Annotated in this window: 13 protein-coding genes; all 13 read left to right on the top strand. The window is 33.3% G+C overall.

Annotated features, from left to right (window positions below):
• Positions 1–54 precede the first annotated feature (54 nt).
• The 13 genes from IEV61_RS13630 to IEV61_RS13570 all read left to right on the top strand — a co-directional run bounded on the left by IEV61_RS13630 (position 55) and on the right by IEV61_RS13570 (position 13,137).
• Entirely contained in the window at positions 55–939 is an 885-nt protein-coding gene (locus IEV61_RS13630) for a polysaccharide biosynthesis/export family protein (RefSeq protein WP_229747138.1), read from the top strand.
• Positions 940–959: 20 nt separating this feature from the next.
• The gene (locus tag IEV61_RS13625; protein WP_188417556.1) at positions 960–3,311 is read left to right on the top strand and encodes a GumC family protein; all 2,352 of its coding nucleotides are present in this window, start codon (positions 960–962) and stop codon (positions 3,309–3,311) included.
• 18 nt (positions 3,312–3,329) lie between these two features.
• Positions 3,330–3,728, top strand: coding sequence for a sugar 3,4-ketoisomerase (locus IEV61_RS13620; RefSeq protein ID WP_188417555.1), 399 nt, complete (start codon positions 3,330–3,332; stop codon positions 3,726–3,728).
• Positions 3,725–4,138: a sugar 3,4-ketoisomerase gene (locus tag IEV61_RS13615; protein WP_188417554.1), complete on the top strand. Its 414-nt coding sequence runs from the start codon at positions 3,725–3,727 to the stop codon at positions 4,136–4,138. The genes IEV61_RS13620 and IEV61_RS13615 overlap by 4 nt, the downstream gene beginning before the upstream one ends.
• Complete coding sequence (locus IEV61_RS13610; protein WP_188417553.1) at positions 4,139–4,699, top strand: acyltransferase; 561 nt, start codon at positions 4,139–4,141, stop codon at positions 4,697–4,699. It abuts the gene before it with no gap.
• Positions 4,683–5,780, top strand: coding sequence for a DegT/DnrJ/EryC1/StrS family aminotransferase (locus tag IEV61_RS13605; RefSeq protein WP_188417552.1), 1,098 nt, complete (start codon positions 4,683–4,685; stop codon positions 5,778–5,780). The genes IEV61_RS13610 and IEV61_RS13605 overlap by 17 nt, the downstream gene beginning before the upstream one ends.
• A gap of 215 nt (positions 5,781–5,995) precedes the next feature.
• Positions 5,996–7,243, top strand: a complete 1,248-nt coding sequence (locus tag IEV61_RS13600) for an O-antigen translocase (protein WP_188417551.1) — start codon at positions 5,996–5,998, stop codon at positions 7,241–7,243.
• Between the two features lies 1 nt (position 7,244).
• Positions 7,245–8,063 carry a glycosyltransferase family 2 protein gene (locus IEV61_RS13595; RefSeq protein ID WP_188417549.1) on the top strand — a complete coding sequence of 273 codons (819 nt, stop codon included), beginning with the start codon at positions 7,245–7,247 and terminating at the stop codon, positions 8,061–8,063.
• The gene (locus IEV61_RS13590) at positions 8,063–8,707 is read left to right on the top strand and encodes an acyltransferase (RefSeq protein ID WP_188417547.1); all 645 of its coding nucleotides are present in this window, start codon (positions 8,063–8,065) and stop codon (positions 8,705–8,707) included. The genes IEV61_RS13595 and IEV61_RS13590 overlap by 1 nt, the downstream gene beginning before the upstream one ends.
• 16 nt (positions 8,708–8,723) lie before the next feature.
• Positions 8,724–9,740, top strand: a complete 1,017-nt coding sequence (locus IEV61_RS13585) for a glycosyltransferase family A protein (protein ID WP_188417545.1) — start codon at positions 8,724–8,726, stop codon at positions 9,738–9,740.
• Between the two features lie 52 nt (positions 9,741–9,792).
• Complete coding sequence (locus IEV61_RS13580; RefSeq protein ID WP_188417543.1) at positions 9,793–10,986, top strand: hypothetical protein; 1,194 nt, start codon at positions 9,793–9,795, stop codon at positions 10,984–10,986.
• A 62-nt stretch (positions 10,987–11,048) separates the two neighbouring features.
• On the top strand, positions 11,049–12,152 hold the full coding sequence (locus IEV61_RS13575; RefSeq protein ID WP_188417541.1) for a glycosyltransferase family 4 protein: 1,104 nt from the start codon (positions 11,049–11,051) through the stop codon (positions 12,150–12,152).
• Positions 12,153–12,162: 10 nt separating this feature from the next.
• Positions 12,163–13,137: an NAD-dependent epimerase/dehydratase family protein gene (locus IEV61_RS13570; protein ID WP_188417540.1), complete on the top strand. Its 975-nt coding sequence runs from the start codon at positions 12,163–12,165 to the stop codon at positions 13,135–13,137.
• The last annotated feature ends 22 nt before the right edge of the window (positions 13,138–13,159 follow it).

Here is a 13,159-nt window from a genome sequence, read left to right as displayed (position 1 = left end):
CTATAACTAATTAAGTGAAATCGAATACGGTCTTAATGCAAATACAATCCACTCATGCAGATTATTAAAAAAAACATTCTATTTTTGGAAAGATTTGTTTTTAAAATTCAATTACCACTCCGTTTGAAAAATATGAGATTTAGCCTGAAATGGTGTGTGTGTTTATATCTTCCTTTTATATTCACCTCTTGTTCTTCCATTAAAAATGTTAAATATTTTAAAGATATTCCCGACTCTGCGGCTGTTACTCGCTTAGCAGATATAAAGTATACTGAACCTAAGATATTACCTGATGATATTTTATCCATCAATATACAAACTGTCGATCCTGCAGCTACTCAAACCTTAACGCAAGGTAATGTTCAAAATTCAGCAATAGGAGCAACTTCGACGGGAAGTACCGGTGGACAAACTATAGCCGGTTATTTGGTAGACAATCAAGGAAATGTTGAAATGCCTGTTTTAGGTAAGATCAAGATATCAGGTTTAACATCTGAACAAGCCCGTAACCTAATTAGAGAAAAAGCTGCGCAGTATTACAAAAACCCTACTGTAAATTTACGTTTTGCTAATTTTAAGATAACTATACTGGGTGAAGTATCAAAACCAGGCACTTATGTGGTATCAAACGAGAAGGTAAACATTTTAGATGCTCTGGGATTAGCTGGCGATTTAACAATTTATGGTAAACGTGAGAATGTTGTTTTAATACGACAGCATGATGATGGTTCAAGACAGTTGATTAGATTAGATTTGAGTAAGAGTGAAGTGTTGAATTCTCCTTATTACTTCTTAAAGCAAAACGATTATCTCTATGTTGAGTCAAGCAAGTCCAAAATAGTTGCATCAGACGCTATTCAAAATCGTAATATTTCAATTATAACAGCAATTACAGCCTCTCTGGTTTCTCTATTGGCAATTATAATAAGCACTAAATAAGAAAAGAACTTAACTCCTATATGTCCCCTAAGTTACATACAAATAATAGTCAACCTGTAGAGGAGGATACTATTGATATTAAGCAGATTTTGGCCAAAATTCTTCATAATTGGATATGGTTTTTATTGAGTATATTTTTTTGCTTAATGTTAGCCTACATCTATGCCTACTTTGCAGCAACAAGTTGGTCTGTAGCGAGTAAAATACTTGTTGTTGATGAAAAAAATAGTCCCAAAAGTGCAGTTAGTGGCACTTTGAGTGGTGATGTTGGATCGTTATTTAGTGCTAAAAGCAGTGCCGACAACGAAATTCAAGTGTTAAAGTCTAGAACTTTAATGAAAAAAACAGTTGATGCAATGCAACTAAATATACGGACGTATTTAAAAACTGGCCTAAAAGCTAATGAAATTTTTGAAGACGCTCCTTTTAATGTAAGCATAGCCTACAAAGCGGATACAATAGTAAATAGAACTTATGATATTGAAATTTTACCTGGCAACAGATTTTCGATTTCAAATTCTAACGAAAATCTTAAACTTAATGCAAAGTTTGGTGAAGTAATTAAACTAAATCAATACAATTTATTATTACGTAACAAACCAGCACTCAAGACAGGAGTTAAATTTGAAATCAGTATACAATCACCTGACGCAGCAGTATTAGATTTCTCCAAAAATTTTGGTGTCGCTCTATCTGACAAGCAAGCAACAACAATAGATCTTTCCCTTATATACTCTAATCCGGCGAAAGGCGAGGCTATATTAAATAAGATTATGCAGATTTATCTGCAATCAAATTTGCAAAATGACAAGCAAATAGCTGATAGTACAATGGCATTTATTGATTCTCGAATTGTGTTAGTTTCTAAAGAACTAAACAACATTGAAAAGCAATTTGAGGAATATAAAAAGGAAAACAATATAGCTAACATAAGTGAACAATCTAAAGCGTTAGTTACTAGTGCGAGTGATTATTACGATAAGTTAACTCAGCAAGAAACGCAATTGACTGTAATTAGTGATATTGAACGTACATTAAGCAATCCCAAAAATAAAAATTTTATACCCAGTTCCCTGATAAATTCCACCGACCAGTCTTTTGGTCAGGGAATTGTGGCTTACAATGAATTGTTGCGTAGTAGAGACAAAGCAACGCTATCCTATACAGATGGTAACCCAGTAATTCAAAACTTAGATCAGCAGATAGACAATTCTCGTATAAACTTATTAAATAACATTGAAACCTATAAAAAGGGCTTACAATTAGGAAAGTCAGAGTTACAAAAACAAAATTCAGGATTCACAGGCCAGTTAAAAGAGTTGCCGGGTAAAGAGCGTAATTATCTAGATTTTTCTCGTCAGCAAAACTTAAAACAGGAACTATATTTATTTCTGCTTCAAAAGCGGGAAGAAACTGCAATCTCTAGGAATTCTACTATATCGAGCTCAAGAATAATTGATACTGCCAAAAGCGATTTTTCTCCATTTAAGCCCCAAAAATCTATTATATATTTAATGGGCGTGGTTATTGGTATTCTTTTACCGGCATTATTCTTATTTGTTAAAGAATTATTTAATATTCAAATTAGCTCTAAAAGTGATATAGAAAAAGCGACCAATGCTACAATTTTAGGTGAAATTGGACATAATAGTGATAAACAAAGCTTAGTAACAGGTGTAAATTCCAGATCTGTAATATCTGAACAATTTAGAAGTTTAAGAACCAACCTTCATTTCGTATTAGATTCATCTAAATCCAATGTCTTACTTTTCACATCGAGTATGAGTGGTGAAGGTAAATCCTTTCTTTCCTTGAATATTGGCAGCGCATTAGCTCTTACAAACAAGAGGGTTGTTTTTCTCGAAATGGATCTCAGAAAACCTAAGCTATCTGAAAGCATGGGCTTGAGTAATGATAATGGATATACAAACTATGCTATATCAGATGATGAAAATTTTGATTACAAAAAATTGTTGAAGCCGTTAAGTTTTAATGAGAATTGTTATCTAATATCTTCAGGGCCGATACCGCCTAACCCTGCAGAGCTGTTGGAAAATGGTAAACTAGAGAAGTTGATTAATTACTTAAAGGTAGAATTTGATTACATAATAGTTGATTGTGCACCAATTGGATTAGTTACGGATGCATTAATGATAGAAAAATATTCGGATTTGACTTTTTATGTAATTAGACAGGGTTATACATATAAATCACAATTAGCTATTGTTAATGATTTAAAAAATGGTAAAGTAAAAAATTTATATCTTATTGTAAACGATATTCCTGCCCAAAAAGGTGGTTTTTCTGCATATGGCCAGGCATATGGTCATGATTTGGAGCAAGATAAATCTTTATGGAAACGCTTATTTTAATTATAACGCCAAATTCAAATGTCGATTGATAGTGTTAAATTAATTACTCTTCCTAAGATTATTGATGAAAGAGGGAATCTTTCATTTCTCGAAGCCGACAATCACGTTCCTTTTAGTATAAAACGTACTTATTGGATTTATGATGTGCCTGGTGGTGAAGTAAGAGGTGGTCACAGTTACCATAATAATAAGGAAGTAATCATTGCCTTGTCTGGAAGCCTAGATGTGGTAGTGGATGATGGAGTTAACAAGAAGTGTTTTTCAATAAATAGATCTTATTATGGCTTATATATACCTAATGGAATATGGAGACACATGGAAAACTTTTCGACAAATTCACTAGCCTTCGTGGTTGCTTCGGAACCGTATAGTAATAAAGACTATGAATATGATTATTCCTATTTTGCTAAAAAATGAAGTCAACAATATATAACTGTAATGTAATTGAGTTTCCTAAAATACACAATAGAGCAGGGAATATCACACCCTTGAATGGACTTACAGATATACCCTTCGAAATAAAGAGGGTATATTACTTGTACGATGTACCAGGAGGTGAAACTAGGGGTGGGCATGCTCATCATAATTTATACCAATTAATAATTGCAGTAAGCGGTTCTTTTGATGTTGTACTTGATGATGGTAAAAACAAAAAAACAATCACGTTAAACAGGCCTAATTACGGGTTGTACATTATACCGGGTATATGGCGTGATTTAGTTAATTTTTCATCAGGTTCGGTACTATTAGTTTTAGCATCCGAAAAATATGATGAAAAAGATTACATCAGAGATTACCCTCAGTTTTTACATTTAAAAAATGATTAAATGATACATGCTTTATCTGATGTTCAATCTAATAACATAGGGAACGATACTTTGATATGGCAATATGCTGTGATTTTAAAAGGCGCAGTGATTGGTAATAATTGTAAAATTAATTGTCATTGTCTAATTGAAAACGATGTTATAATAGGAGATTATGTTACTATCAAGCCCGGCGTTCAGATTTGGGATGGGATACATATTGAGGATAATGTTTTTATAGGACCCAACGTTACATTTACTAACGATATGGTGCCAAGATCAAAGTCTGTAAATACAGGATTCGATTTAAAACGTACCTTAATAAAGAAGGGTGCAAGTATAGGTGCAAATTCAACTGTTATAGCCGGAATTGAAATTGGCGAGTACAGCTTTATTGGAGCTGGTAGTGTTGTTACAAAAAGTGTTGCCCCTTTTACTGTGTGGTATGGCAATCCAGCCACGCATAGAGGCTACGTTACTGTTGATGGAGTATTATTGAATTTAGATTTTGTTGACAAAAAATCTAACGAAAAGTATAAGTTTCAAAATGAAAAATTGGTAAAAGATGATAAAGTTTCTTGATCTGCATAAATTAAATGATAAATATAGAGCTGATTTTGATAAAGCTTTTAAAAGAGTATTAGATTCAGGCTGGTACATCCTTGGAAAGGAAGTTAGTGACTTTGAAACTGAATTTGCGAAATATTGCGGGTGTAAACACGCAATTGGCGTTGCCAACGGTTTAGATGCACTTATATTAATAATACGCGCTTATAAAGAATTAGGGTATTTCAATGATGGAGACGAAATTCTTGTCCCTGCTAATACTTACATAGCGAGTATACTGGCAATTTCGGCGAATAACTTAGTGCCAATTCTGATCGAGCCAGATATATTTACTTATAATATCGATCCAAAGCTTATATCTGAAAAAATTACTTCAAAAACTAAGGCTATCTTACCGGTGCATTTGTACGGGCAATTGTGTAACATGTCAGAGGTTGTTGCTATCGCGAAGAAACATAATTTAATTATTATAGAAGACTGTGCTCAGTCGCATGGTGCGAGCTTTAATGGCACAAAAGCTGGTAATTTTGGAGATGCTGCCGGATTTAGCTTTTATCCTGGCAAAAACTTAGGTGCTTTAGGCGACGCTGGAGCAATTACCACGAATAATGACGAATTAGCTACAGTGATTAGAGCATTACTAAATTATGGTTCGGAAGTAAAGTATAAAAACCACTATAAAGGCACCAATAGTAGGCTTGATGAATTGCAAGCTGCGTTATTAGGCGTTAAGCTAAAAGCGCTGGATGATGAAACATCAGTAAGAAGAAGTGTAGCTAATAGATATTTAAAGGGAATTAATAACAGTAAAGTTATTTTACCAACAGTTGCAAATGAATATGGACATGTGTGGCACTTATTTGTAGTAAGAGTTGAAGATAGAAGTGAATTTCAAAGATACCTAACGGATAATAATATTCAAACAGTTATACACTATCCTATACCACCACATAAGCAACATGCTTATAAAGAATGGAACCATCTGAGCTATCCTATAAGTGAAAAGATCCATAACGAAGTACTCAGCCTTCCTCTAAGCCCCGTAATGACTGATGATGAGGTTAAGAAGGTAATTGAGGTAATAAATGCATATTAACCGTTAATTAATATGCACATAATTATTGTGGAGTAATATAATTAACACCAAATGAAAAATTGTAGCAAAGTGTTTATACAATTAACCTTTACTGCATTAAATGTTAGCCTTTTGCGTTGAGTTATAGCATATAAAATGTCAATGGTTTGTCCAAAAAACATAGAACTATTACAGTGTAATTAATTTGAAATGCTAGTGTGCTATAATATAATAATTTGAAACTTTTAAAAACGTCTTTTTTCTCGGCAATTATTACAGTTGTCCGTATTGCAGCAGGTTTTGTAGCCAATAAAGCTGTAGCCGTTTTTACAGGTGCTACGGGTGTTGCCACTATTGGTCAATTTACAAATTTTATTGCCATTGCATTAACTTTTGCTAACGGGGCTATCAATAATGGGGTAATTAAATATACCGCGGAGTTTGATGGTGACAAGGATCAATTACAAAAGCTTTTTAGCACCTCATTTAAAATTAGCTTGTATTGCTCTTTCCTTATAGGAGCAGTGTTGCTAATATTATCGCCATATATCTCAAATTATTTATTTAGTTCAGAAGTTTATAGTATGCCTATAAAGGTTTTAGGTATAACAATTGTGTTATATTCACTCAATTCTCTTCTGATATCAATTCTAAACGGGAAAAAGCAAATATCATCTTTCACAGTAATAAACACCGCTGGAAGCATTATAGGCTTATTGTTTACAGTTATTTTAGTATTTTATTTTAAACTGCAAGGTGCAATTTACGCATTGGTATTAGCTCAATCAATAGTTTTCTTTGTTACGTTAGCAATGATCTTGAAAAGCGATTGGTTTCAATGGTCGTATTTCAATCAGCCATTTGATAGAAAAGTTGCGGTTAGCTTATCCCATTTTAGCCTAATGGCTATTGTAACAGCCTTAACAGTTCCGGTATCGCAAATATTTTTAAGAAACTTAATTGCTAACAAATTGGGGATTGATTCGGCAGGCTATTGGCAGGGGATGATGCGTATATCAGATGGTTATCTACTCCTCATAACAACTTCCTTAGGAACTTATTATCTTCCAAAGCTATCATCATTATTGTTAGATAAGGATTTGAAAAATGAGATACTAAATGGTTACAAGATTATAATGCCAGCTGTATTTGTTAGTTGCGTTATAATCTATTTCATGAGGTTTATAATAATTCGTATTCTATACGTTGAAAGCTTTATAAATATGCAAAGTCTCTTTTTCTATCAGTTACTTGGAGACTTTTTTAAGATTGCAGCCTGGCTTTTGGGTTACTTGTTAGTAGCAAAGTCAATGACAAAAATTTATGTTATTACTGAAATTGGATTCAGCGTATGCTACGTTGTAATTGGCTATTTTTGCATACGCTCATTCGGTTTAGTTGGCATTACAATAGCGTTTGCTGTTAGCTACTTCATGTATTTCTTATTAATGCTAATGATTTTTAGAAAGACGTTATTTAATTAATATGAATATTAATCCTTTAGTATCAGTAATCATCCCATGTTATAATCACGAATCTTACATTTTGGAATGTTTAGATAGTGTAATAAATAATGATTATAAAAATATTGAAATTGTTGTAATTAATGATGGATCTACAGATGAATCAGCTTCAGTAATTCGTAAATGGATTGATGACAATTCTTCTAGTGTGCCCATATTATTTACCGATAGAGAAAACAGAGGACTTGCAAAAACTCTTAACGAGCTAGTGCAAACGGCTAATGGTAGTTACATAACGTTATTGGCAAGCGATGATATGCTAACACCTTATAGCATTTCAGTCAGAGTAAAGTCTTTACAGGGCACTTCAAAACTGGTTGTAGTAGGTGACGCTCAAGTAATAGATTCAGAAAGTAAGATAATTTTGCAAAGTGCTATAGTGGATTTGTATCATGGTGATAAAGCCAATTATTTATCAGACGAGAAGCTAAAAGATAGTGTAATAAAACAATGGTCTGTTCCTGGCCCGGTTATGATGGCAAAAAAAGAGGTTTATAATGTTATTGGCCCTTACCCGGAAAATATACTTGCCGAAGATTTAAACTTTTATTTACATGTAATAGGGAAAGAGCTTCTTCTATTTATAGACGAAACAGTAGCCTTGTATCGCGTTCATGACTTAAATATGTGTCGCAATCCCAAACATAAAAAGAAGATTGTGGCGTCAATCATAAAGTCTTATGTTAACAATATACAGTATTACAGCAATAGCCGTAAAGTTCACATATCTTATTTGATATTGAGGAATATGCTTGGTTATGTTAAGAAAATGTTAATTTAATGAACAAGAGCTTTCTCAAATCAGTTTTCCAATTTATTGGAAATTTTTTAGGCTTAATCCTTGCCCTTATTTTCCCTAAATTACTTATAAAAGTTATACAGCATTTTGGCTTTTATATATACTCGGGCTGGATCAAGTTTTCATTAAAAAAATGCGGCAATAGTTTCAGCATCCAACCATCATTTGATTATGTAGGCCTTGAGAATATTACTATCGGTAATAATTTTTCATCTTTTTCCAGGCTAAGGATGGAAGCATATACGAGACACAACAATAATTATTATACACCAGAAATTATTATTGGAGATAATGTTTCTATAAACTATGATTGTCATATAGGCTGTGTAAATAAAATTGTTATCGGCGATAACGTTTTGTTGGCAAGCAGGGTTTTCATAACAGATCATTATCATGGGGAAGTATCGGCACAATCAATAATGATACCTCCTTCCGAGCGAATTGTGATTTCAAAAGGTCCGGTTGTTATTGAGAATAATGTTTGGATTGGAGAAGGGGCAGCGATAATGCCCAATTTAACTATTGGTGCAAATTCAATAGTGGGTGCAAATGCTGTAGTGACTAAGAGCTTTCCACCAAATTCGGTTATTGCAGGTGTTCCAGCCAAATTAATAAAAAGTTTATAAATAGAATAAAATTTAAATGATAGTCCCTGAAGGATACAGTATTGCAATTCCAAGTTACGGCAGACCTGAAGAATTTGAAGAATTACTAACATCTATAATTAATTCAACCCAGTTGCCTGATGAAGTAATCATATGTGAAGATTACTCCAAACAGCGTAGTATACTAAAAGTTATAGGAGATAAATGGGCGCCTGTTTTTGAAGCAAAGGGATGTAAATTTAATTATATTGAAAACGAAATCAATTTAGGATATGATGCCAACATACGTAAGTTAATACAGTTATCTTCTTTTAAATGGGTAATACTCATTGGTAACGATGACTTATTACTTCCAGAGGGAATTGGTATTATAAATGAATTTTGTTTAAGAAATCCTAACGTTGCTATGATTTCCCGACCATTTATCCGATTCAATACCGACATTAATAAACCTTTAGGAATATCAAGGTTTTTTGATCATGAAGTTATAATAAATAATGAAATGCCTGCAAATTTATTATTTAGAGTTGCCGGATTTGTAGGAGGGTTAATTGTCAACAAAAATTGGGCAGAGCCTTTGCATACTAATAAATATGATGGAACATTATACTACCAGATATATTTGGCAAGTCATGCGTACTGCACTAATGGAATAGGTTATCTTGCTAAACCCACCGTAGGTGGAAGGGCAGGTAATCCGCCATTATTTGGGGAGGCCGGTGCTAAAAACCATTCTGTTGGGGCATATTCAGCGAGCGCGAGGACAAGCATGTGGAAGGGAGTGTTGAACATAGGCAAGGATGTGGGAGCAGTCTACGGAATTGACCTATATAGTCCACTTAAAAGGGAGCTTACAGTTCGGCAATCATTTCACATATTCGAAATGAATGCTACAGCGGGTAAGCATAATCTTAAAGAGTTAAGGAGAGAATTATCCAAATTAGGGTTATTTGATCATATAGTACCAAAAACATTATATTATATAAATTTTATCTTCGGTAATCGTTCTTCAATTGTATATCGCTTTGTAAGAAAATATATGCAAAAGAAATAATTGACAAATGGTGTATAGAGAAGTGACTATAGTACTAAGGTAAGGTTCATAAATGAAGGGTTTAAAAAAAGCTTACGCTGTTATTACCATAATCTTTTTGCTTGCTTTTCCTAAAGGAGGGTTTAAGATAGGAGAGATTCCGCTTACCTGGGGTTATATGCTTTTTCTAATAGCATTGCCATTTATTATGATACGTTTATGTTTAAATAATTTTCAATTTAAGTTCTCTAAAAAAAGGCAATTGTGCTTGCTTTTATGTTTGCCTTTTATTTTTTATTCGAGTATCAGTTTGTGTTTTAGTACGTTTGATAGTAATTTGGGTGGTTTTCTATCGTCCTATATATTGAGTATACTTGTTATGCCAATAATTTGCCTAATGTGTTTCAATTCGGCAATTGATGAAATTTATAATACGCCCTATTATGATAAGGTATTTTTATGGTGCCTAAGATTTGTTATTGTGTTTGGCTTAGCACTCTTTGTACAAAAAATACTAACGGGAAAAATACTTGAAATTCCTTATTTAACAGTAAACATTGCAGACTACGGTCATATTGATGAAAAATTCAATTTGAGAGGCGATTTAATGAAACTAACCTCTACGTATAATAATGGTAATATATATGGAGTCTGCATGCTATTATTAACGCCCTTTTATATAGCTAAAGAGCCTAAAAAAATTTTTAAGATTCTATTTTTTGCAGCGCTTGCGTTAACTTTATCCAGAACCGTATGGATTGGAATGATCATTTTTTTATTACTAATCATAATAAAAAATTTAAAAAACATTAAGGGGTATATAACCTTAGGACTTACAGTTATAGGCGTAATATTAATTGTGCCTCTATTATTAAAATTCATGAACTTGGACCTGAATTTTTTAACTGATAAAGATTTAGGAGGTAGAGCGCATCAGTTAAGTATACTAGATAATTTTACACTTTTTAGTGCTGCAAAATTTCAGGGTATTACAGAAATAGTTTATGCTTCTATGTTAACAAATTTCGGTTTAGTAGGATTAATTTTATTTGTCATTTACATACTTTCACCTTTAATTACTTTATATAGATATCCGCAAAATAGAAGATTAGATAACACTCATTGGGGAATACTAATTTATGTTATAATATGCGCTTCTGATGGAGCTATGCTTTTAATTCCAGTTATGGCTTTCTTTTGGTTTTTATCGTCTTATACATTGTCTTCTACATCAGCGGTGAAATATCTTGACTTACAAATTAATTAGGTTCATGAACGGCTACATCTTCGAAATTATAATTTTACGCATGATTATTTACAAACGCTAATATGAGAGTAGCTATTATACAAGAATGGTTAACCACTGTTGGAGGCTCAGAGAAAGTTGTACAGGAAATATCAAAAATTTATCCAGATGCGGATTTATTTACATTGGTAGCTATTCCTGAAACTGTTAAAGCCCTTGGATTAGACTCTCACAAATTGCAAACTTCTTTTATACAGAAATTTCCTTTTGCAAAAACAAAATGGAGATCTTACCTTCCGCTGTTTCCTCTTGCTATCGAACAGTTCGACCTTTCGGAGTACGATCTAATCATATCATCTTCTCATTCAGTGGCAAAGGGTGTATTAACGAATTCAAATCAGCTTCATATATGTTATTGTCATTCACCAATACGTTATGCATGGGATCTACATCACCAATACTTAAGAGAGTCTGGTTTAGATAAAGGAATTAAGGGTGCTCTTGCAAAATACCTTTTACATAGGATAAGAACCTGGGATATTATAAGTACAAACAGGGTAGACCACTTTTTATCTAATTCAGATTACATAGGCAAAAGGATAAAAAAAGTTTACAACAGGGAAAGCAAAACCATATATCCAAACGTTGCAGTAGAGGACTTTACCTTGGAAACAGTAAAAGAAGATTATTACTTTACCTGTTCCAGAATGGTTCCGTACAAAAAAATTGATTTGATTGTAAGTGCCTTTTCTAAGATGCCTGATAAAAAATTGATCGTTATAGGTGATGGCCCAGACTTCAAAAAAATAAAGAAATTAGCTTCTGCGAATATTGAACTTTTGGGTTTTCAGCCGTTTGACAAATTGAAAGAAATTATGTCTAAATCTAAGGCATTTGTATTTGCAGCAGAAGAAGACTTTGGTATAGTGCCAGTTGAAGCACAAGCTTGTGGTACACCCGTAATTGCATTTGGCAAGGGAGGTGTATTAGAATCGGTTATAGATGGAATTACGGGCGTATTTTACAAAGAACAAACATCAGATTCCCTTATACAAGCGGTGTCTGAGTTTGAAACGAATAAATCGAAATTTGACCCATTAGTTATTAGAAAACATGCGGAAAAGTTTAGTTCGGAGAGATTTAAAGAGCAATTTTTAAATTTTGTAAATGCTAAATTGAACTGCTAAAAATAAAAAAATGAATTATTTAATCTTTGGTGGAGCCGGCTTCATTGGAAGTCATCTTACCAAATACATATCTGCTCAACAGATAAACGGAAATGTTCTTAGTTACGATATAGCCGCTAAAGCACACAACGAATTTACTTATTTAGACGTAAGGAAACCAATTTCCATAGACTTGCCAGATTTGTCTGGTTCAGTTATTTACAATTTGGCGGCAGTACACACAACTCCCGGGCATGCTGATAAGGAGTATTTTGAGACTAATATCTTAGGTGCAGAAAATATTTGCAACTTCGCAAGGCAAAATCATATAAATACTATAATATTCACAAGCTCCATAGCGCCTTATGGCCCATCGGAAGACTTAAAATCTGAAACGACAATGCCGATGCCTAATACACCTTATGGCATCTCCAAGTTGACTGCCGAGTATATACATAAGGTTTGGCAGGCAGAAGATCCTGCTAACAGAAAATTATTCATAGTTAGACCTGGGGTAGTTTTTGGAAAGCAAGAAGGGGGGAATTTTACGAGGCTTTATCAATCAATGAAAAAAGGCTTTTTCTTCTATCCTGGTAGGAAGGACACCACAAAAGCTGCCGTATATGTCAAAGATGTTGTACGAATTCTTTATGAAGCGTCTGCTAATAATACATCTAAAGGTGTAGATACATATAATCTTACATATTATCCTGCGCCAACAATCCAGGAAATTTGTGAAATTATGGCTGAAGTAACAAAAGTTAACAAGCCGCAAATATTAGTGCCTGCTCCGCTACTTAAGTTAGCAGCGTCTACGCTTTATTATACAGGAAGTATAATTGGTAAGAAGATCAATGGAATACATCCAGATCGTGTGAAAAAATTAATGATATCTACTAACATATCTGGCAAAAAGTTAAGTGAATCTCAGTTTCATCTTAAGTATAGCTTAAGGGAGGCAATTGATGATTGGTTTAACGATTGTAACAAGAAAGAGTTGATTTAAATTTATCAATCAACTCTTTCTT

Source organism: Mucilaginibacter galii, from assembly GCF_014635825.1.
Classification (GTDB): domain Bacteria; phylum Bacteroidota; class Bacteroidia; order Sphingobacteriales; family Sphingobacteriaceae; genus Mucilaginibacter; species Mucilaginibacter galii.
Note: the sequence above shows the minus strand (reverse complement) of the source record. Positions and strands in the feature narration are given on the sequence as shown.